The 19,726-nt window shown below is 62.7% G+C and carries 16 protein-coding genes and 1 pseudogene; 6 read left to right on the top strand and 11 right to left on the bottom strand.

What is annotated here, in order from left to right:
* The coding region (locus V6M90_RS23260) for a PfkB family carbohydrate kinase (protein ID WP_332847198.1) at positions 1 to 414 on the bottom strand (414 nt) is incomplete at its 3' end.
* Positions 415 to 699: 285 nt separating this feature from the next.
* Here V6M90_RS23260 and V6M90_RS23255 point away from each other — a divergent pair.
* On the top strand, positions 700 to 1,608 hold the full coding sequence (locus tag V6M90_RS23255; protein WP_003173530.1) for a MurR/RpiR family transcriptional regulator: 909 nt from the start codon (positions 700 to 702) through the stop codon (positions 1,606 to 1,608).
* 176 nt (positions 1,609 to 1,784) lie between these two features.
* Here V6M90_RS23255 and V6M90_RS23250 read toward each other — a convergent pair whose 3' ends face one another.
* Positions 1,785 to 2,678, bottom strand: coding sequence for a hypothetical protein (locus V6M90_RS23250; protein WP_332847197.1), 894 nt, complete (start codon positions 2,676 to 2,678; stop codon positions 1,785 to 1,787).
* A 316-nt stretch (positions 2,679 to 2,994) separates the two neighbouring features.
* On the opposite strand from V6M90_RS23250, the gene V6M90_RS23245 reads away from it, so the two are divergent.
* Both V6M90_RS23245 and V6M90_RS23240 read left to right on the top strand, forming a co-directional pair.
* On the top strand, positions 2,995 to 3,678 hold the full coding sequence (locus tag V6M90_RS23245; RefSeq protein ID WP_003173528.1) for a response regulator transcription factor: 684 nt from the start codon (positions 2,995 to 2,997) through the stop codon (positions 3,676 to 3,678).
* A complete protein-coding gene (locus V6M90_RS23240) occupies positions 3,656 to 5,050 on the top strand; it encodes a sensor histidine kinase (RefSeq protein ID WP_003173526.1) in 1,395 nt (464 codons plus the stop codon). Before V6M90_RS23245 ends, V6M90_RS23240 begins: the two co-directional genes overlap by 23 nt.
* 135 nt (positions 5,051 to 5,185) lie before the next feature.
* On the opposite strand, the gene V6M90_RS23235 is transcribed toward V6M90_RS23240, so the two are convergent.
* From V6M90_RS23235 to V6M90_RS23220, 4 genes are read right to left on the bottom strand one after another with little or no spacing between them, the layout of a single operon-like run.
* Positions 5,186 to 5,596 carry an SRPBCC family protein gene (locus V6M90_RS23235; protein ID WP_042945706.1) on the bottom strand — a complete coding sequence of 137 codons (411 nt, stop codon included), beginning with the start codon at positions 5,594 to 5,596 and terminating at the stop codon, positions 5,186 to 5,188.
* Positions 5,597 to 5,651: 55 nt separating this feature from the next.
* Positions 5,652 to 6,947 (bottom strand): NAD(P)/FAD-dependent oxidoreductase, encoded by a 1,296-nt coding sequence (locus tag V6M90_RS23230; protein WP_141064457.1) that lies wholly within the window; start codon positions 6,945 to 6,947, stop codon positions 5,652 to 5,654.
* Positions 6,944 to 8,032 (bottom strand): polyamine ABC transporter substrate-binding protein, encoded by a 1,089-nt coding sequence (locus tag V6M90_RS23225; RefSeq protein ID WP_003173523.1) that lies wholly within the window; start codon positions 8,030 to 8,032, stop codon positions 6,944 to 6,946. The genes V6M90_RS23230 and V6M90_RS23225 overlap by 4 nt, the downstream gene beginning before the upstream one ends.
* Positions 8,033 to 8,055: 23 nt before the next feature.
* Positions 8,056 to 9,414, bottom strand: a complete 1,359-nt coding sequence (locus V6M90_RS23220; protein ID WP_332847196.1) for a glutamine synthetase family protein — start codon at positions 9,412 to 9,414, stop codon at positions 8,056 to 8,058.
* A gap of 138 nt (positions 9,415 to 9,552) precedes the next feature.
* On the opposite strand from V6M90_RS23220, the pseudogene V6M90_RS23215 reads away from it, so the two are divergent.
* Positions 9,553 to 10,439 (top strand): annotated as a pseudogene (locus V6M90_RS23215) (helix-turn-helix domain-containing protein).
* A gap of 36 nt (positions 10,440 to 10,475) precedes the next feature.
* Here V6M90_RS23215 and V6M90_RS23210 read toward each other — a convergent pair.
* Genes V6M90_RS23210 through V6M90_RS23200 form a run of 3 tightly spaced genes read right to left on the bottom strand, consistent with a single transcriptional unit; the run spans position 10,476 to position 13,599 of the window.
* Complete coding sequence (locus V6M90_RS23210) at positions 10,476 to 11,579, bottom strand: acetoin dehydrogenase dihydrolipoyllysine-residue acetyltransferase subunit (RefSeq protein ID WP_332847195.1); 1,104 nt, start codon at positions 11,577 to 11,579, stop codon at positions 10,476 to 10,478.
* The gene (locus tag V6M90_RS23205) at positions 11,576 to 12,595 is read right to left on the bottom strand and encodes an alpha-ketoacid dehydrogenase subunit beta (RefSeq protein WP_332847194.1); all 1,020 of its coding nucleotides are present in this window, start codon (positions 12,593 to 12,595) and stop codon (positions 11,576 to 11,578) included. Before V6M90_RS23205 ends, V6M90_RS23210 begins: the two co-directional genes overlap by 4 nt.
* A gap of 23 nt (positions 12,596 to 12,618) precedes the next feature.
* The gene (locus V6M90_RS23200) at positions 12,619 to 13,599 is read right to left on the bottom strand and encodes a thiamine pyrophosphate-dependent dehydrogenase E1 component subunit alpha (RefSeq protein ID WP_078732874.1); all 981 of its coding nucleotides are present in this window, start codon (positions 13,597 to 13,599) and stop codon (positions 12,619 to 12,621) included.
* Between the two features lie 308 nt (positions 13,600 to 13,907).
* Here V6M90_RS23200 and V6M90_RS23195 point away from each other — a divergent pair, with 308 nt between their 5' ends.
* A complete protein-coding gene (locus V6M90_RS23195; protein WP_332847193.1) occupies positions 13,908 to 15,767 on the top strand; it encodes a sigma-54-dependent Fis family transcriptional regulator in 1,860 nt (619 codons plus the stop codon).
* 146 nt (positions 15,768 to 15,913) lie between these two features.
* The gene (locus V6M90_RS23190) at positions 15,914 to 18,058 is read left to right on the top strand and encodes a TonB-dependent siderophore receptor (RefSeq protein WP_332847192.1); all 2,145 of its coding nucleotides are present in this window, start codon (positions 15,914 to 15,916) and stop codon (positions 18,056 to 18,058) included.
* Positions 18,059 to 18,062: 4 nt separating this feature from the next.
* Here V6M90_RS23190 and V6M90_RS23185 read toward each other — a convergent pair whose 3' ends face one another.
* Entirely contained in the window at positions 18,063 to 18,500 is a 438-nt protein-coding gene (locus tag V6M90_RS23185; RefSeq protein WP_078732868.1) for a carboxymuconolactone decarboxylase family protein, read from the bottom strand.
* Between the two features lie 206 nt (positions 18,501 to 18,706).
* Entirely contained in the window at positions 18,707 to 19,615 is a 909-nt protein-coding gene (locus tag V6M90_RS23180; RefSeq protein ID WP_141064465.1) for a LysR family transcriptional regulator, read from the bottom strand.
* Between the last annotated feature and the right edge of the window lie 111 nt (positions 19,616 to 19,726).

Below are 19,726 nucleotides of genomic sequence, written 5' to 3'. Positions count from 1 at the left end.
GCTGGAGGCAATGAAGGCTTCGCTGATGTCCTCGGCACGCAGCGCCATGTCGGCGCAGTTTTCGCGGTAGAACACCAGGGGGAAGGTTTCGCGGTCCTTGAGGCCCAGCAACACCAGCGCGGTGAGACGTTCCGGGTCGACCTTGATACCGCTGACGTCGCAGCCTTCGCGGGCCAGGGATTCGACCAGGAAACGCCCCATGTGGTCGTCGCCCACACGGCTGAGCATCGCCGACTTGAGCCCCAGCCGCGCGGTGCCGAAGGCGATGTTGGCGGACGATCCGCCGAGGTACTTGGCGAAGCTGGATACGTCCTCAAGCCGCGCACCCACTTGCTGTGCGTAGAGGTCGACGCCCAGGCGCCCGAGGCAAATCAGATCCAATTGACGCCCACTGGCAAAACGAGTCTGGCCCATGCTGGCTCCTGTTATTTTTATCAGCCTGCGTTGTGCCGCCGTGGCGACGGCAAACGCTCTTGGTGGGGAGCAGACTAGAACGTTCAGCGACACCAATCAATATTTATTCCAGAATTATTTTTAGTGGAATATTTTTTCCAATAAGCCGGCATAATGGCACGCCAGCCACCGTGCATCGTTTCAGCAGGCCACGGGGGCCGTGATGCCGGGGTATTTTTTTACGCCTACCCTGTAGACTTGCGCCACCCATCAGCGCATCAGACGAACACGCCAGAAGGATTGCCCATGTCCCGCACCGATCCCGAGACCACCCTGGAAGCCCCCCCCGCCAGCCCTCCGATCAATGCCGAACGCCTGTTGCAGCTGATCACCGACGAATACGAAAGCCTGCCCCGCCAACTCAAACGCATCGCCAGCTACATGAGCCAGCAAAGCGACCGGATCATGGTCGACCGCATCAGCGACATCGCCCGTGAATGCGAAGTGCACCCCTCGGCCATCGTGCGGTTCTCCCAGCGTTTCGGGTTCAGTGGGTTCAGTGAGATGCAGGCGTTGTTTCGCGAGGCCTACACCCACAAGACCACGCCGGTACAGAACTACCAGCAACGCATCCGCAGCATGATCGCCAACAAATCGCAAAAGGCCAGCGGCGGCGACCTGGCGCGAGAGTGCGTCAATGCCACACTCTCGGGCATCGAGCGCCTGGGGCTGGAACTGGATGACGTGGCCTTCGAGAAAGCCGTGGACTTGGTGGTCAACGCCGACAACATCTACGTGGTCGGCGTACGCCGCTCCTTTGCGGTGGCGGACTACCTGGTCTACAACCTGCAGCACACCAACAAACGCATCCACCTGATCTCGGGGCTGGGCGGCAGCTACCGCGAGCAGATGCGCAGCGTGCGCGCCAATGACTTGGTGATCGCCATCAGCTTTACGCCCTACGGCAAGGAGACCCAGCACTGCCTGCGCATCGCCCAGCACCACCAGGCCAAGACCCTGATCATCACCGACAGCAACCTGTCGCCCCTGGCCAAGCGGGCGAACGCGGTGCTGCTGGTAAATGAAGGGTCGTCGTTTGCTTTCCGCTCGTTGAGCGCCACCTTGTGCCTGTGCCAGGCGTTATTCATAGCGGTGGCGTACCGGTTGGAGTTGAAGGTGGATGAGATTCACGAACAGGTCGGATTCGACGACTGATTACCGGACACACCGCAGATAACAGGTGGGAGGGAGCAAGCCCCCTCCCCTGTGACCGAGCTCAGCCCGGAATCAATGCATGAAGATCGCAATCAGGATGATCACCGGGATCGGCACGCCGAGGAACCACAGAAGTAATGAACGCATGATGCTCTCCTTGAATGATGGACCTTGAATTAACGAACGTAGGTTTCGGTTTCGACGTACACCACGGCATCGCGGCGACGGCCACCAAAGGTCGCGGCGAAGCTGGCAAAGAAGGCGCCGATCAGCAGTGCGACAAAGGTCCACAGCGAGGTATAGGCAGCGACTTTGGCAGCCGTATCAGCGGCTTGCCTGGCTTTAAGCTTGGCGTCTTCAACCGCTTTGCGCGCGTCACCGTAGACCTTGTCGATACGCGCCTCGGCGTCGGCCTGGCTGAGGTTGGTGCGCTGACTGATCAACTGGGCCAGGTAGGCGCGGTCTTCGGCGGCGAGTTGGCCGTCGTTGCTCAGGGTGCGGGTGAAAATGCGTGCAACCATGCCGTGTGCGGCGTCGTCGCTGACGGCCACGGGACGGTCATCGCGGAACAGGCTGTCGACGTAGTAGCCATAGTCATCGCCCTTCACGCCTTGCGCCGCCGTACCGGCCGCCTGTGCCGCACCCGATACCACACTGGCGCCGGCCTGCACGCCGCCGCCCACCGCGCTGCTGACCGAACCGACCACCAGGGTCGCCGTTACCAGCGTGGCGACCGCCCAGGCCAGAAAGCCGTGGGCGGTGTCGCGAAAGTACACTTCATCGCCATGCATGTTGGCCCACTTCACGCGCAGGCGACCGGCGATATAACCGCCCAGGCCTGAAGCGACGATCTGAGTGAATGCCAGCCAGACAATCGTGGAAATACCCAGCCCCTTGGCGCTGATACCGCTGTTGGCCCACGGCGACACGGCCGAAAAGCCCAGGCCGAAGCCCAGCAATACCAGGATCAGGGACAATGCAGCCGCCGCGGCGGCCCCGGCAAAGATCGCCCCCCAGGAAACCCCGGAGTGCGTGCTCGACGCTTGCAGTGTGGATGTGGTTGTGATCATTGTTGTTGTGCTCCTGGCAGGAAAAAGACGGTACGCGTCTCAAAATTGCAGGCACCATGCCAGTCACAAAACAAATAAAAATACTTAGATTTCAGTCACTTAACTAAATTGAACTTACCCAACCCATGCAAGTTGCAAGAAACCACGGTTTTGGGCGGGCGTAATGCAATCTCGCCCCGGACACCGCTCTGATTGAGGGTGTCCGCCATAAAAACCGAGTTACCCCTGAACACATGAAGTTTTATTTAGGAAGCGTTCAGCTATTTCTTGGCAAAATACGCGTACTTCTAGTGCGAATCGCTCACCAGGTAATCCTATGACCCGCATTTTGACCATCGAGGATGACGCCGTAACGGCTCGCGAGATCGTCGCCGAGCTCAGTAGCCATGGACTGGACGTAGATTGGGTGGACAACGGCCGCGAGGGCCTGGTCCGTGCGGTGAGTGGTGATTACGACCTGATCACCCTCGACCGCATGCTGCCCGAACTCGATGGCTTGGCCATCGTCACCACCTTGCGCACCATTGGCGTGTCGACGCCGATCCTGATGATCAGCGCCCTCTCCGATGTGGACGAGCGCGTGCGCGGCCTGCGCGCCGGCGGTGATGACTACCTCACCAAGCCGTTCGCCTCCGATGAAATGGCCGCCCGCGTCGAAGTACTGCTGCGGCGCAAAAGCACGGTCAAGGAGTTCGAGACCGCGCTGCGCGTGGCCGACCTGGAACTGAACCTGATCAGCCGCGAAGCCAGCCGCGCCGATCAGCCCCTGACCTTGCTGCCCACTGAATACAAATTGCTCGAATTCCTGATGCGCAACACCGGGCAGATCCTGTCGCGGATGATGATCTTCGAGGAAGTCTGGGGCTATCACTTCGACCCCGGCACCAACCTGATCGACGTGCACATCGGTCGTTTGCGCAAGAAGATCGACCCACCGGGCCTCACGCCGCTGATTCGCACGGTACGAGGCTCCGGTTATGTCATTGCTGAACCCCTCTAAGGGCTGGCGTTCGTCCAGCAGCCGCTTGCTGGCGCTGTACAGTTCGCTGTTCGTGGCCTGGAGCTGCATCCTGATGGGGGTGCTGTATTACGAGGTGTCCGGTTACCTGGGCGACCTGTCGCGCCATTCGCTGCTGCAGCGCCAGCACCTGTTCCAACGCTTCGACGGCGAAGAACTGGTGGAAGCGCTGACCACCAGCATGACCTTCGACATGAAAGGCGTGGATGCCTACGGCCTGTTCGACGAACAATTCCACCCGTTAAGCGGGCCGATCCGCGCGATCCCGCCCGACCTGCCCCTGGACGGCAAGATCCACGCGCTGGCCAACTGCGTCGATTCCGACGACCCCAAACTGCCCAAGGACAGCTGCGACGCCGTGGCCACCCACACCGACGACGGCCGCTGGCTGGTGCTGGTGCGCGCCAACGGTTCGCTGTTCGGCGTGACGCGTATCATCTGGCATGCGCTGCTGTGGGCATTGTCGCTGACCATTATCCCCGGCGCCGCCGGCTGGCATTTGCTGCGTCGCCGGCCGTTGCGGCGTATCCGCGGGATCCAGGCCAGCGCCGAAGCCATCGTCGCCGGCGACCTCACCCACCGTCTGCCGCTGTCGAACCGGCGTGACGAACTGGACATGCTCGCGGCCATCGTCAACGCCATGCTCGACCGCATCGAAAAGCTGATGAACGAGGTCAAGGGCGTGTGCGACAACATCGCCCACGACCTGCGCACCCCGCTCACCCGCCTGCGGGCACACCTCTACCGGATCAAGCAACAGGCCGATACCGAGTCGCCCCATGCCCTGCAACTGGACGACGCCATCGCCGAGACCGACACCCTGATGGCGCGCTTTCGTGGCCTGCTCAGAATCTCGGAACTGGAAGACCACCAGCGCCGCTCGGGTTTTCTGGTGATGGACCCGCTGCCGCTGCTGCGCGAGCTGCATGACTTTTACCTGCCGTTGGCCGAGGAAGGCGAGCTGCAGCTGGTACTGGAGACGCCGGAGTCCCTGCCCTGGATCACCGGCGACCGCGCGCTGCTGTTCGAAGCCCTGTCCAATCTGCTGAGCAATTCGATCAAGTTCAGCCCGCCGGGGGGCACGGTGATTTTGCGTGGGCTCAATGATACCGGCAGCACCCGCATCGAAGTGCACGACTCCGGGCCGGGCATCCCGGTGGCGGAACGTGCGGCGGTGTTCCAACGGTTTTACCGCGTGGATGAAGGCGACCAGCAAGGCGGGTTCGGCTTGGGCTTGTCGATCGTGGCGGCGATCATCAACCTGCATGGGTTCAAGCTGGAGGTGGGCAGCAGCGAGCAAGGCGGAGCACGGTTGGTGCTGGAGTGCCGCCAGCAGTTGATGCCTGAAGCCTGAGAACACCACAGCCCTAAATGTGGAAGGGAGCTTGCTCCCGATAGCGCAAGATCAGTCAATACTGCTGTGACTGAACCTCTGCTATGGGGAGCAAGCCCCCTCCCACATCGGACCTCCAGAGCCTTTCGGGCAAGGTCAGAAATTCGCCCGCAACGCCTCAACCCCACCCTTGTAAACACCGGCGAACAACTCTTCCACCGCCGCCTCCGTGGTGCCCGCCGATGGGGTGAACACACCGGACCACGTCACCTTCGCCGACGCGTCCGTCAACGCCTCGACCTGCAACGTCGCCAGGTACGCACTCACCGGAAACGGCGACTCTTCGATGGTGTAGCTGTAGGTGCGCGCCACATTGTCAAAGGTCTGCAAGCGCTCGACGATCACACCGCCGTCGGCAGTGGTCAGGTGACGCACGCGACCGCCCTCACCTGGCTCGCTCTTGGCGATCAGCGGCAACCAATCCGGCAGGCTGTTGAAGCCGCCGACCAATTGCCAGACCTGATCGGCCGATACTGGGATTTCAATGATTGCTGATGCTGTTGGCACGATAACTCTCCAAAAATCTTGGGAAAACGTCAGCCAGCCTGCCATGGCTGGCGCTTCAATGCATCAACTCCCGCAACCGATACCACAACATGCCCAACGCGAGCAGCGGCGAACGCAGCGCCTTGCCGCCGGGAAAGGTCATGTGCGGCACCTGGCTGAAGATATCCAGGCCCGGGCTGTGACCGGCGTGAATCGCCTCGGCCAGCAGCCGTGCGCACCAATGGGTCACGTTCAGGCCGTGTCCGGAATAGCCCTGGGCGTAAAACACGTTCGGGTATTGCTTCAACCGCCCCACCTGGGGAAAGCGATTTGCGGTGATGCCGATCTTGCCGCCCCACTGGAACTCGATGGCGGTGTCGGCCAATTGCGGAAACACCTTGAGCAGTTTGGGCTGCATGTACGCGGCGATGTCCGCCGGATCGCGCCCCGAATAATGGCAGGCGCCACCGAACAACAGGCGCCGGTCGGCGCTGAGACGGTAGTAATCCAGGCCGACTTTCTGGTCGCACAGCGCCAGGTTTTGCGCAATCAATTGACTGGCCCGTTCCACCGACAAGGGCTCGGTGGCGATGATGTAACTGCCCGCCGGCAGCACCTTGCCGTTCAACCGTGGTTCCAGCGCTTCCAGGTGCGCATTGCAGGCCAGTACCAGGTGGGCGGCGCGCACCGTGCCGCCGGCGCAGCGCACCTGCACGCTGTCGCCGTGGATCAGTTCCAGCACTTCGGTGTGTTCGAAAATCCGCACCCCAAGGGACTCGGCCACCTGCGCCTCGCCCATGACCAGGTTCAACGGGTGCAAGTGCCCGGAGCCCATGTCCACCAAGCCACCGGCATAGATATCGGCCGCCACCACCTGTTGCATATCCTGTGGCCCGACCAGCCGGGTTTCATGGACGTACCCCAGGGCCGCCAGGCTTTCCTGCTCGTCTTTGAACGCGGCAAATTGCGCGGGTGTATTGGCCAACTCACAAAACCCCCAACGCAGATCACAGTCGATCCCATGTTCACGAATGCGCTCGCCCACCAGCGCTACCGACTCGATCCCCGCGCGCTGCAAATAACCCACGCCCTCCTCGCCAACATACTTGGCAAACCCCGACACATCGTGGCCGATGCCGCGGATCAACTGCCCGCCATTGCGTCCGCTGGCGCCCCAGCCGACACGCCGTGCCTCCAGCACAATCACCGAGAGCCCGCGCTGGGCCAGTTCGATGGCGGTGTTGATCCCGGTAAAACCCGCGCCGACCACGCACACATCGGCGCTCAGGTCAGCGGTCAGTGACGGGCGCTCGGGCATGGCATTGGCCGTGGCCCGGTAATAGGACCGGACGTGGTCGTTGGACTGCATCATTTGTGGGTCTTCACTGTGCTCCAGGCGCGAGTCATCAGGCGCATGGTCGCCGGTGTCGGCGTGGTAGAGATATAGAGTTTGTCGAGCACTGCCTGCGGCGGATACACCTCAGGGTTGTTCACCAGTTCCGGGTCCATGAAGGCCTTGGCCGCCGGGTTGGCGTTGGCGTACCCCACCGAGGCGCTGACCTTGGCGATCACCTCGGGGTCGAGCAGGTAGTTGATGAACGCGTGGGCCTGTTTGAGGTTGCCGGCGTCGGCGGGAATCGCCAACAGGTCGAACCACAGGTTGGAGCCTTCCTTGGGAATCGAATAAGCGATGTTCACCCCGTTCTTGGCTTCCTTGGCGCGGTTGGCCGCCTGGAAGACATCGCCGGAATAGCCGAAGGCCACGCAGATATTGCCGTTGGCCAGGTCCGAAATGTATTTGGACGAATGGAAATAGGTGATGTACGGCCGCAGCGTCAACAGCTTGGCTTCAGCTTCCTGGTAATCCTTGGGGTCCTCACTGCGCGGGTCCTTGCCCATGTAGTTGAGGATCGCCGGGAACAGCTCGTCCGCCGAGTCGAGAAACGCCACACCACACTGGTTGAGCTTCTTGATGTTCTGCGGCTCGAACAGCACCGCCCACGAGTCGATATGGTCGATGCCCAGCACCTGCTTGACCTTGTCGACGTTATAGCCGATGCCATTGGTGCCCCACAGGTACGGTACCGAGTGCGCGTTGCCGGGGTCGTTCTTCTCCAGCAGCGCGAGCAGTTTTGGATCGAGGTTCTTGAAGTTGGGCAACTGCGCCCGGTCGAGCTTGAGGAACGCCCCGGCCTTCACCTGACGCGCCAGGAAGTGGTTGGACGGCACCACCACGTCATACCCGGTGCGGCCCGCCAGCAACTTGCCCTCCAGGGTTTCGTTGGAATCGAACACGTCATAGATCACCTTGATCCCGGTCTTGGCCTGGAAATCGGCCAAGGTGGTCTCGCCGATGTAATCGGTCCAGTTGTAGACGCTCACCGTTGGTGCCGCTTCGCTGGTGCTGCTGAAAGCGGCCACCAGGGCCAGCGGGAGAAGCTTGTTCACAAGACGCATGTCGACACCCCTTTATTGGTTTTTTAGACGCTTAGCAGCAGGAACTCCCGCTCCCAGGAACTGATCACCCGCTTGAAATTCTCGTGCTCGGCACGCTTGACCGCGACATAGCCACGCACGAACTTGTCGCCCAGGTACTGCTTGACCGTGTCGCACGCCTCCATGCGCGCCAGCGCGTCTTCGAGGGTCAACGGCAGGCGCAGGTTGCGACGCTCGTAGGCGCGGCCTTCCACCGGCGCGCTGGGTTCGATCCGCTCGATCATGCCCAGATAGCCGCACAGCAAACTCGCCGCAATCGCCAGGTACGGGTTGGCATCCGCGCCCGGCAGACGGTTCTCCACACGCATGGCATCGGGGCTGGACGTGGGCACGCGCAGGCCGACGGTGCGGTTTTCTTCGCCCCACTCAACGTTGACCGGCGCCGAGGTGTCGGGCAGAAAACGCCGGAACGAGTTCACGTTGGGCGCAAACATCGGCAGCAGCGTGGGAATGTATTTTTGCAAGCCGCCGATGTGATGCAAAAACAGCTCGCTCATCTTGCCGTCGGCGTCGACAAACACCGGTTTGCCGGTGGCGCTGTCGACCACGCTCTGGTGCAGGTGCATGGCGCTGCCCGGCTCGTCGGCCACCGGTTTGGCCATGAAGGTGGCGGCCACGTTGTGCTTGAGCGCGGCTTCGCGCAGGGTGCGTTTGAACACCGTGATCTGGTCGGCCAGGTCGAGCGCGTCGCCGTGGCGGAAGTTGATTTCCATCTGCGCCGGGCCGTCTTCGTGGATCAGCGTATCGAGGTCCAGGCCCTGGGCTTCGCACCAGTCGTAGACGTCTTCGAACAGCGGGTCGAATTCGTTGGCGGCATCGATGGAAAACGACTGGCGCCCCGTCTCGGCGCGACCGGAGCGGCCCACCGGGGTTTTCAGCGGCAGGTCCGGGTCTTCGCAGCGTTGGGTCAGGTAGAACTCCATTTCCGGCGCGACAGTCGGCTGCCAGCCCTGCTCGCTATACAGCCGCAGGACTTTTTTCAGCACGTTGCGCGGCGACAGCTCGATGGGGTTGCCCTGCTTGTCGAAGGTGTCGTGGATCACAATCGCGGTAGGCTCGATGGCCCAGGGCACCACATAGGTGGCGTTGGACACGGGGCGGCAGACCATGTCGATATCCGCCGGGTCGAGCAGGTCGTAGTAGATGTCGTCGTCGACAAAGTCCCCGGTCACCGTTTGCAGCAACACACTTTCCGGCAGGCGCATGCCTCGCTCATGCAGGAACTTGTTGGTGGGCGCAATCTTGCCGCGTGCGATGCCAGTCAAGTCACTGATCACGCATTCGACTTCGGTAATCTTGTGTTCTTTCAGCCAGGCGGACAGCTGATCGAAGGGGGCGTTCATAAGGACCTCGTCATGGGATGGATGCGCCGCCGGCTTGTACTTGCGGCGCATTGAGGTCTATCTTGGGCCAGCTTACAAACGGCATCTATCCACTTTGCACGCAGCACAACGCACCAATAGAGTGCGCACGGATTTTCCATGACACAGGCAACCGCTTTGCGCGTACAGGCCTTCGCCACCGGTGATGTGGCCGCCCAATGCAGGGCGACACCCGGCTGGGTACAGCAGTACCAACAGATGTCGCCTGGGCATTTTGCCGGACGCATCCGTTACCTCGACCTGCAGGGGGTGCAGGTGTACGAAGAGTGCATGAACACCCGCGTCGAGCAGCATTTCAATGCGCCGCCGGGCTCGCTGGCATTCTGTTTCGATGGCAGCGACAACGCGCTGTATCTGCTCAATGGTGAGAGCCGCAACACCTGGATCACGCCGGAAAACTACCGGGAAGTGGCCGTGGTATTCGGGCCGCAATTCGTACAGCGCCACGGCCTGGATATGAGCCGGCTGGAAGGCCTGTTCATGGCCCCGCTGACCTGCCAGCAGAACGCGCTGTTCAGCCGCTGGCTCAGTGGCACGCTGACGCGCTTGTCCACGGTCGTCGACCCGGTTTGCCTCACCCGGCAACTGCTCGACGACTGCCTGTTCATCCTCGACAACGCCTGTGTGGGCCTGGATCGCAGCGCATTGCAAAAGCGCAGTGACGAGCGCCAGTTGATGGCGCGCATCGGCGAATGGGCGGCGGATGCGCCGGATGAAACCGTCAACCTGCTGGAACTGGCGCAGATTGTCGGCGCGCCTTTGCGCCAGTTGCAGCAGGGTTTCAAGACCTACACCGGGATGAGCCCGGCGCAGTGGTTGCGCTTGCGGCGCCTGAATGGCGCGCGGCGGGAGTTGCTGAGCAGTACCGGAACGACCGTGGCCGAGGTGGCGATGAATTGGTCGTTCTGGCATTTGGGCGGTTTTCCAACAGTTATCGCGCGTTGTTCAAGGAACTGCCCAGCGAAACCCTCAAGCGCTCACTTTGAAAATGTGGGAGGGGCCCCTCCCACATTAGCCGCATTTCAAGGCTGGGTTTTCAGGAAGGTGGCGATCAGTTGGTTGACGTGCTCCGCCGCCTCCAACTGCACCATATGCCCCTGCCCCGGCACGATTTCCACCTGGGCCCGCAGCCCCTCGGCATGTCCGGCCGGGATGATTGCATCGTCACCGCCCCAGATCACCAGGCTCGGTTGCCGCCCCACCACGTTGCGCAAAACCAGGCGCTGGCGCCCACCTTCAAACAACTGGGCATTGAGCTGATTCAACGCCTGATCCACCCCTTCCAACCGCTTGAACTTGAGCATGTCCTCCAGCATCTGCCGGGTGACCAGCGCCGGGTCGCTGAACAGTTGGGTCAGTTGCGGTTTGAGCGCGTTGCGGTTATTCGCGGCGGCGAACCCTTGCAGATAGTCGCCGTTGATATCCACCCCAAGTCCGGCGCTGGCGATCAGGATCAATGAAGCGACCCGTTCCGGCGCCTGGCTGGCCAGCGTCAGGCTGACCAACCCACCCATGGAATGCCCGGCCAGGTGCACGCGCTCGAGCTGGAGGTGATCGAGCAACGCCAGCACCGCCTGGCTCAATTCCTCGGCATCACCCGTTTGCAGAAGTTTGCCCGACTCGCCATGCCCCGGCAGGTCCAGGGCGATCACCCGGCGCTCGGCGGCCAGGGCCGGTTGGTTGAACAGCCAGTTGTTCAAGTCGCCGCCAAACCCGTGCACCAGCACCAACGGCGTAGCGCCCTCGCCCAGGTCGAGATAGCGCAACAAGCGCCCGCCCACCTCGACCTTTTGCGCACTCGGCCCCGTGGCTTCGGCCTCGGCGCTGCTTGAGACAAACCCGGCGTTGAAACCCTCGATCACCGCATCGATCTCTTCCTCGCTGGCCTCGCCTTCCACCACGATCCCCAGCAGCGCGCCTACCGGCAAGGTCTCGTCGCTCAACGCCAAGACCCGGCGCAACACGCCGCTGAACGGCGCCTCGACACTGCTGGAGATCTTGTCCGTTTCCACATCCAGCACTTCCTCGCCCTTCTCCACCCGGTCACCGGGTTGCTTGAGCCAGACGTCGATGCGACCTTCGGTCATCGACAGCCCCCACTTGGGCATGGTCAAGGTATGGATCATGCGGCAGTCCTCTTGTCGGCAATCTTCAGCACAGCGGCCTCGATCTTCGCGGCATTGGGGATGTACAGGTCTTCCAGCGCATCGGAGAACGGCACCGGGGTGTGCGGCGCGGTGACCATCTCTATCGGCGCACGCAGGAACGCAAAGCCTTGCTGCGCCACCAGCGCACTGATGTCGGTGGCGATGGAGCACCGCGGGTTGGACTCGTCGATCACCACCAGGCGCCCGGTTTTTTTCACGCTTTCCAGGATGCTGTCTTCGTCCAGGGGGCTGGTGGTGCGCAGGTCCAGCACTTCGCAGTCGATGCCTTGGCGCGCCAGGTTCGCGGCGGCTTCCAGGGCGATATGCACCATGCGCCCGTAGGTCACCAGGGTCACGTCACGGCCTTCGCGCACGAAGTTGGCTTCGCCGAACGGCACGGTGTAGAGCTCTTGCGGCACTTCGCCTTGGAGGCTATAGAGCATCTTGTGTTCGAGGAAGATCACCGGGTCGTTGTCGCGGATCGCCTGGATCAGCATGCCCTTGGCGTCATAAGGCGTGGCCGGGCACACCACTTTGAGGCCGGGAATGTGCGTCCACATCGAGGTGAGCATCTGCGAATGCTGGGCGGCGGCGCGCAGCCCGGCACCGTACATGGCGCGGATCACCAACGGCGTGGTGGTCTTGCCGCCGAACATGTAGCGGAACTTGGCGGCCTGGTTGAGCAACTGGTCGAGGCAGCAGCCGATGAAGTCGACGAACATCAACTCGCACACCGGGCGCATGCCACGGGTCGCGGCGCCGACGGCCATGCCGACGTAGCCGACCTCGGACAACGGCGCATCGAGTACGCGCTCGGGAAACTCCGGGTACAGGCCCTTGGTCACACCGAGTACACCGCCCCAGGCGTCCTGCTCACCGGGGGAACCGGTGCCGCCGGACACGTCCTGGCCGATGATGAACACACTCTGGTCGCGGCGCATTTCCTGGGCCAGGGCTTCGTTGATTGCCTGCTGATAGCTGATTTTGCGAGCCATGAAATTCTCTCCGAAGATTATTGTTATGAGCGGTAGGCGACGTAGACGTCACTGAGCAAGTCAGCGGCCTGGGGCTTGGGATCGGATTTGGCCAGGCGCACGGCGTCTTCGATCAACTGGGCCACCTCACCGTCGATGCGCTCGAACTGCCCGGCGTCGAGCCAACCTTCGGCTTGGCAACGCGTGCGAAACAGCACCAGGCAATCCTGGGATTCACGCAGGTTTTTTACTTCGTCAACGCCACGATAGGTTTGCGCATCGCCCTCGAAGTGACCGTAGAAACGGCTCAACTTGACCTCTACCAGGGTCGGCCCCTCGCCGTTGCGCGCACGCTCCACCGCCACGCCCAGCGCCTGGTGCACGGCGAAAAAGTCGTTGCCATCGACAATGACGCCAGGCATGCCGAACCCCACGGCGCGCTCGGCGATGTCCTTGCACGCCACCGACCAACCGGAGCCGGTCGCTTCGGCATAGCCGTTGTTCTCGGCGACGAACAGGCACGGCAGTTTCATGATCGCGGCCAGGTTCATCGCCTCGAACACCGCGCCCTCGTTGGAGCCACCGTCGCCGAAAAAGGCCACGGCCACGCCCTGGCTGCCCTTGAGCTTGGAGGCCAGCGCCGCCCCGGCGGCCAACGGTGCACCAGCACCGACAATACCGTTGGCGCCGAGCATGCCCTTCTCCTGATCGGCGATATGCATGGAGCCGCCCTTGCCACCGCATACCCCGGTTTTCTTGCCATAGATTTCGGCCATCATGCCGAACACGTCCACGCCCTTGGCGATGCAATGGCCGTGGCCACGGTGGTTGGAGGCGATACAGTCTTCGTCATTGAGGTGGGCCATGACCCCGGCGGCGCTGGCTTCCTGGCCGGCATACAAGTGCACGAAACCGGGGATCTCGCCGGTGGCGAATTCCACGTGCAGGCGTTCTTCAAAATCACGGATGGTGCGCATCACGGTGTAGGCATGCAGCAATTGATCGGTGGACAGGTGAGTGGACATCTTGTTGTTCTCCGGTTGTCTCGACACACAGAAGGCTGGCCGCGGCCAGCTGTAACCGCTTCAGCACAGCCTGTGCCAAACCGCCGAAAAATCTGGCAAAGCGTTGATCCAGAGCAGTGCCGCGCGGTTGTACGCAGGCGTCGCCGCAGCGCAGAATGAGACCGGCCATTGCAGCGTGCCGGCTGCGTCTCGGCCTCCGTGAGACGCTGCGTCTCACCCCCGGCCCCTGGTCAGAGCGCGCTTGCCGCTGTGCGTCCATGGGCGCTTAATGGCGGGCATAACAACAAAGATCGAGAACCGGAGGCCTTATGCTCGCCGTGAACTCCAGAGAGCACGTCGACTGCGTCAGTCGCGTGGTCCGCAATGCCGAACGCCTGCCTCAGGCGCCGGTGCCGGCGTTGATTTTCGATTCATGGCGCCGCTCCATGGAACAACACCACCTGGACCCTGGCTCGCTGCAAGGGCCCCGCATCCTCACCGAACCTGTGCTCAAGGAATGCCGCGAACGCGCCGAACTGTTCATGCGCATTGCAAGTGAAGCCGTAGGCCAGTTGCATCACCGTGTGCGCCAAGCCGATTACTGCGTGATGCTCACCGACGCCCAGGGCCAGACCATCGACCACCGCGTGGACACGGCGATTCGCAGCGACTGCCGCAAGGCCGGCCTGTACCTGGGCACCTGCTGGTCGGAAGCCGAAGAAGGCACCTGCGGCGTGGCCACCGTGCTCACCAGCAAAGCCGCCGTGACCGTGCACAAGCGCGACCACTTTCGCGCGGCGTTCATCGGCCTGACCTGCTCCGCCGCGCCGATCTTCGACCCGCAGGGCAACCTGTTGGGCGTGATGGACGCTTCGGCGCTCAAATCCCCGGATGACCGGCGAAGCCAGCATCTGGTGCGGCAGATGGTGGCGCAGAGTGCCCAGGCCATCGAAAACGCCTTCTTCATGCACAGCGCTCGCCAGCACTGGGTACTGCAGGCGCACAGCACGCCGGGCTATGTGGACAGCCAGCCCGACCTGTTGCTGGCGTGGGACCAGGACGGACGCCTGCTGGCCTTGAACAGCAAGGCGCGCCAGGCCCTGCGCCTGCGCTTTGGGCAAGTGCCGGAGCATATCGGCGAGGTGTTCGACCTGGACGCGTTGCGCGCGGTCACCGACCAGTCGACCCGGCAACTGTGCTGGCGGGGGCAATCGCAAGCCCTGCACGTACGGGTCAACACGCCACGGCGAGCGCAAGCACGAGCACTGCCGAACACCGAGGTCGACCCGCGTGTGGATGAGCATCTGCGCCTGGCCGTGCGGGTCAAGGACCGTAACCTGCCGGTGCTGGTGCAGGGGGAAACCGGCGCGGGCAAGGAAGTCTTCGCCCGCCAACTGCATGAGCGCAGCGCCCGGCGGGACGGCCCTTTTGTGGCGGTGAACTGCGCGGCGATTCCCGAAAACCTGATCGAAAGCGAGCTGTTCGGCTACGTGGCCGGGGCCTTTACCGGCGCGTCCAGCAAAGGCATGCCGGGCCTGTTGGTGCAGGCCGATGGCGGCACATTGTTCCTGGATGAAATCGGCGACATGCCCCTGGCCTTGCAAACGCGCTTGCTGCGGGTGATGGCCGAGGGTGAAGTGGCGCCGCTGGGCGGGGCCAAGACCCGTACCGTGGATATCCAGGTGATCTGCGCCAGCCACCGCGACCTGGCGGCGCTGGTCAACGAGGGGCGCTTTCGCGAAGACCTGTACTTTCGCCTCGGCTGCGCGCGTTTCTGCCTGCCGCCCTTGCGCGAGCGCACCGACAAACTGGCGTTGATCAACCGGCTGCTGGAGCAGGAGGCGCGTACCAGCGGCGTGTCGCCGGGCATCGGCCAGGCCGCGCTGGAACGACTGCTGGGTTATGCCTGGCCGGGCAATGTGCGGCAACTGCGCCATGTGTTGGCGTATGCCTGCGCGGTGTGTGAGGGCGGTACGCTGCAACTGGCGGATTTACCGGTGGAGGTGCGGGGCGAGCAGGTCGAGGCGCCGGCTGAACCGAGCGTCAGCCCGGAACGCCAGGTGGTCTTGGATGCGTTGATTCGGCACCGCTGGAAGCCGTTGCCGACGGCGCAGGCGTTGGGGATTTCACGTGCAACACTGTACAGGCGCGTCAATCAGCTGGGCATCGACATGCCGGGTAAACACTGAGGGCGATTACGATCGTTTCCACGCTCTGCGTGGGAACGATCAAAGCCCCGGTGATCTCGGCCAAATGATCCTGGCGAACTTGTAAAAGTGCGCGCGAATGCCTAGCTTATGCGCCCCCCGCCCCCGCGCTTTAAGGCACTGCTCCCATGGTTTTGCGTTTTCGTCCTGTCGTCACGTCACGTTTGGCCCTCGGCCTGCTGCTCAGCGGTGGGATCGGCAACAGCCTCGCGGCAAGCCTCGAACTGCCGGTGGTGAACGTCCAGGGCCAGGATGAATCGGGTTATCGCACGGACACCGCCTCCGTCGGCGGCTTCAATGAGGCGCCACTGCTGGATACCCCGGCGTCGATCACCGTGCTCAACGCCGCACTGATCAAGGACCAGCAGGCGCGCCTGCTCAGCGAAGTGCTGCGCAACGACGCGTCGGTGGGCGACAGCTACGCGCCGATTGGCTACTACGAGAACTTCGTGGTGCGCGGGTTCTCCCTGAACGCGGCCAGCAGCTACAAGATCAACGGGCGCACCATCACTGGCGAACAGAACGTCGCCCTGGAAAACAAACAGCAGGTGGAAGTGCTCAAGGGCCTGGCGGGCATGCAAAGCGGGATCTCCGAACCCAGCGGCGTGATCAACTACGTAACCAAACGCCCGGAGGATGTGCGCTCGGTAACGGTCTCCAGCGATGATCGCGGCAGCGGCTATATCGCCACTGACGTTGGCGGCTGGTTTGGCAGCGAGCAGCAATTCGGCCTGCGCGCCAACGTAGCCCATGAAGACCTCAATTCCTACGTGGAACACGCCAACGGCCAGCGCGACTTTGTGTCCCTGGCCTTCGACTGGAACATCAGCCCAGACGCCGTGCTGAAGCTCGACGCCGAGTACCAGAACAAACAACAGCGCTCGGTACCGGGCTACCAATTGCTCGGTGGCACCGAAGTGCCCCATGACGCCTCGCCGAAAAAACTGCTGGGCCATCAGAGCGGGTCCAAACAGGTCGGCATCGACTCGCTGAACCTCAACGGCAGTTTCGAGTATCGCTTCAGTGACCAGTGGAAAGGCAGTGTCAGCGCCGCGCGCAGCAAGGTGGTGATCGATGATTACAGTGCGTTTGCCTGGGGCGGTGACACCAGCGGTGTCGGCAACACCTTCACCCCGCAGGGCAATTACGACATCTACGACTACCGCAGCCCCGACGACACCCGCCGTGACGATGAAGTCCAGGCCGCCATGACCGGCCTGTTCGACACCGCAGGCATAGGCCATGAACTGACCTTCGGCACCAGTGCATTTCGCCGGGTGATCGACAAGCGCAAGGCGGTCAACGAGTGGCTCGGCAGCGGCAACATCGACGCCGATGCGCCGACGTTCGCGCCCACCGACGTCCCGCTGAACGCCAGTCACCGCAGCCTCGACAGCCGCCAGTACGGCCTGTTCGTTACCGACCGCATCCGCTTCAACGAGCAATGGCAAACCCTGCTCGGCGGCCGCGAAGTGCGCCTGGATGAACAGGCCTTCGACAGCACCGGCGACGAGGCCCGCCACACCCGGCAATACGTGTTCCTGCCCCAGGCCTCGCTGATCTACAAACCCGTGGAAAACATCTCGCTCTACACCAGCTACAGCAAGGGCCTGTCCCTGGGCGGCACCGCGCCATGGTTCGCCAGCAACGCGGACGACACCCTGGCGCCGACCACCTCACGGCAGATCGAAGCCGGGGTCAAATACGACTGGCGCCGCATCAGCTTCGCCGCTGCCGTGTTCCAGACGCGCCAGGCTTACCAGTACGCCAAGCCGGATGGCGCCGGCAACTTCACCTATGTGCAACAGGGCGAACAGAAAAACACCGGGCTGGAACTGTCGGCCAACGGCTGGGCCACCGAGCGTCTGCAGATCGCCACCAGCGTGGCGGCGATTCGCGCCCGCGTGAGCGGCAGCGGCACGCCGGCCTACGAAGAACACCAGGCGATCAACGTCCCCAAGCTGCGCGCCAGTGTGTACGCCGACTATGCCCTGCCGTGGTTCAACGGCCTGGCCGTGCTGGGCGGCGTGCAATACAGCGCCAAGAAGTACGCCAACCGCAGCGGCAATGTGGAGGTGGGGGATTATGCCGTGGTGAATGTCGGCAGCCGTTACACCACCAAAATCGACGGTTATGAAACGGTATTTCGCCTGAGCGTCGACAATCTGTTCGACAAGCGCTACTGGCGCGACGCGGGCGAATACATGGGCGATGATTACCTGTTCCAGGGCGCGCCGCTGACGGCACGCCTGAGTGCCTCGGTCAACTTCTGATCGGTTACTTGGGCATTTTGCGAAACCCCACCGCCAAGCGGTTCCAGCTGTTGATAGTGGCGATGGCCACGCTCAGGTCGATCTGCTCCTGGGCGTTGAACTCGGCGGCCAGTGCATTGAAATCTTCGTCCGGTGCATGGGTGTGGCTGATCAGGGTCAGGCTCTCGGCCCAGGCCAGTGCGGCGCGTTCACGTGGGGTGAAAAACGGCGTCTCCCGCCAGGCCGACAAGGTGTACAGGCGGCGCTCGGTTTCCCCACCCTTGCGCGCATCGGCGGTGTGCATGTCGAGGCAGAAGGCGCAGCCGTTGATCTGCGAGACACGCAGGCGAATCAGTTCCAACAAGGGCAGCTCGATGGACAGTTTGCCGACGGCGGCTTCCAGGGCGAGCATGGCTTTCATGGCATCAGGGGAAGCGCTGTAGAAATCGGTACGCGGTTGCATGGTGCTTTCTCCGGTAGGGTGGGATTGGTGGCTAGGTTAGTCACCGGTGGGGGCGGGAGAAATAGCCAATTCCGGGGAAGATGGGGGGGCCAATGGGGCAAGTCGAATCGTCGCACCGCCCCTCCCACATTTGACCGCGCTCGATACGCAGAATCGGTCGGATCCAAGATCACCGTGAGTGACCGCAGCAGCGGCTATTTGCGCAATCAGACCACGCCTGCCATATGCTCCGAAATCCGCGCCCGCAACCACCGCTCCGCCGGGTCGTTGTCATGCACCCCGCTCCACACCATCGACAACTCCGCCGCCTCGATCGCGAACGGCGGGTCCTCGGCGCGCAACGCCGTGCCTTCGGTCAACGCACACGCCGCATAATCGGGCACCGTCGCGATGATCTGCGTGCCCGCCAGCAACGCCCGCAGTCCGCTGAATTGCGGCACCGCCAACACCACTCGCCGCGCGCGGCCAATGCGCGCCAGGTCGAGATCGATATTGCCGCTCAGGTCGCCCGAGAATGACACCATTGCGTGTGGCCGCTCGCAGTAATCGTCCAGGGTCAACGGTTCAACGCCGTCATCGCCACGCAGGACCTTGCACGGGATATCGCGCAGCTTCTTGCGCTTGGCGTTCGCCGGCAGTTCAGTGGTGTAGCTCACCCCCACCGAAATCTCGCCGCTGGCCAGCAGCGATGACATCAACAGGTAATTGGCGCGGCGCACCACCACGATGATGCCCGGTGCTTCCTCACGCAATTGACTGAGCAATGGCGGGAACAGGCCGAACTCGGCGTCGTCGGACAGGCCGATGCGGAACACCGCGCAACTGGTGGAGGGGTCGAAATCCTTGGCGCGGCTGACCGCGCCTGAAATGGTGTCCATGGCCGGTTGCAGCTCCTTGAGTATCGCCACGGCACGCGGCGTGGGCTCCATGCCTCGCCCGTTGCGCAACAGCAACGGGTCATCGAACAGATCACGCAGGCGCCCTAACGCCGCACTCACCGCTGGTTGGCCCATGAAGAGTTTTTCGGCGACCCGGGTCAGGTTCTTCTCGAACATCAAGGCTTCGAAAATCACCAGCAGGTTCATGTCGACGCGGCGCAGGTCGTTACGGTTCATGGTGGTATCCAAACGGTTATCAGGTCGCCAGATAAGCACGCATGACGCGCCGGCGATTGCATGCCTGTGCTGTCTTTTCCAGCACCGCACCTGGCGAAATTAACAACGATT

It is taken from the genome of Pseudomonas lactucae (assembly GCF_036688725.1).
Lineage (GTDB): Bacteria > Pseudomonadota > Gammaproteobacteria > Pseudomonadales > Pseudomonadaceae > Aquipseudomonas > Aquipseudomonas lactucae.
Note: the sequence above shows the minus strand (reverse complement) of the source record. Positions and strands in the feature narration are given on the sequence as shown.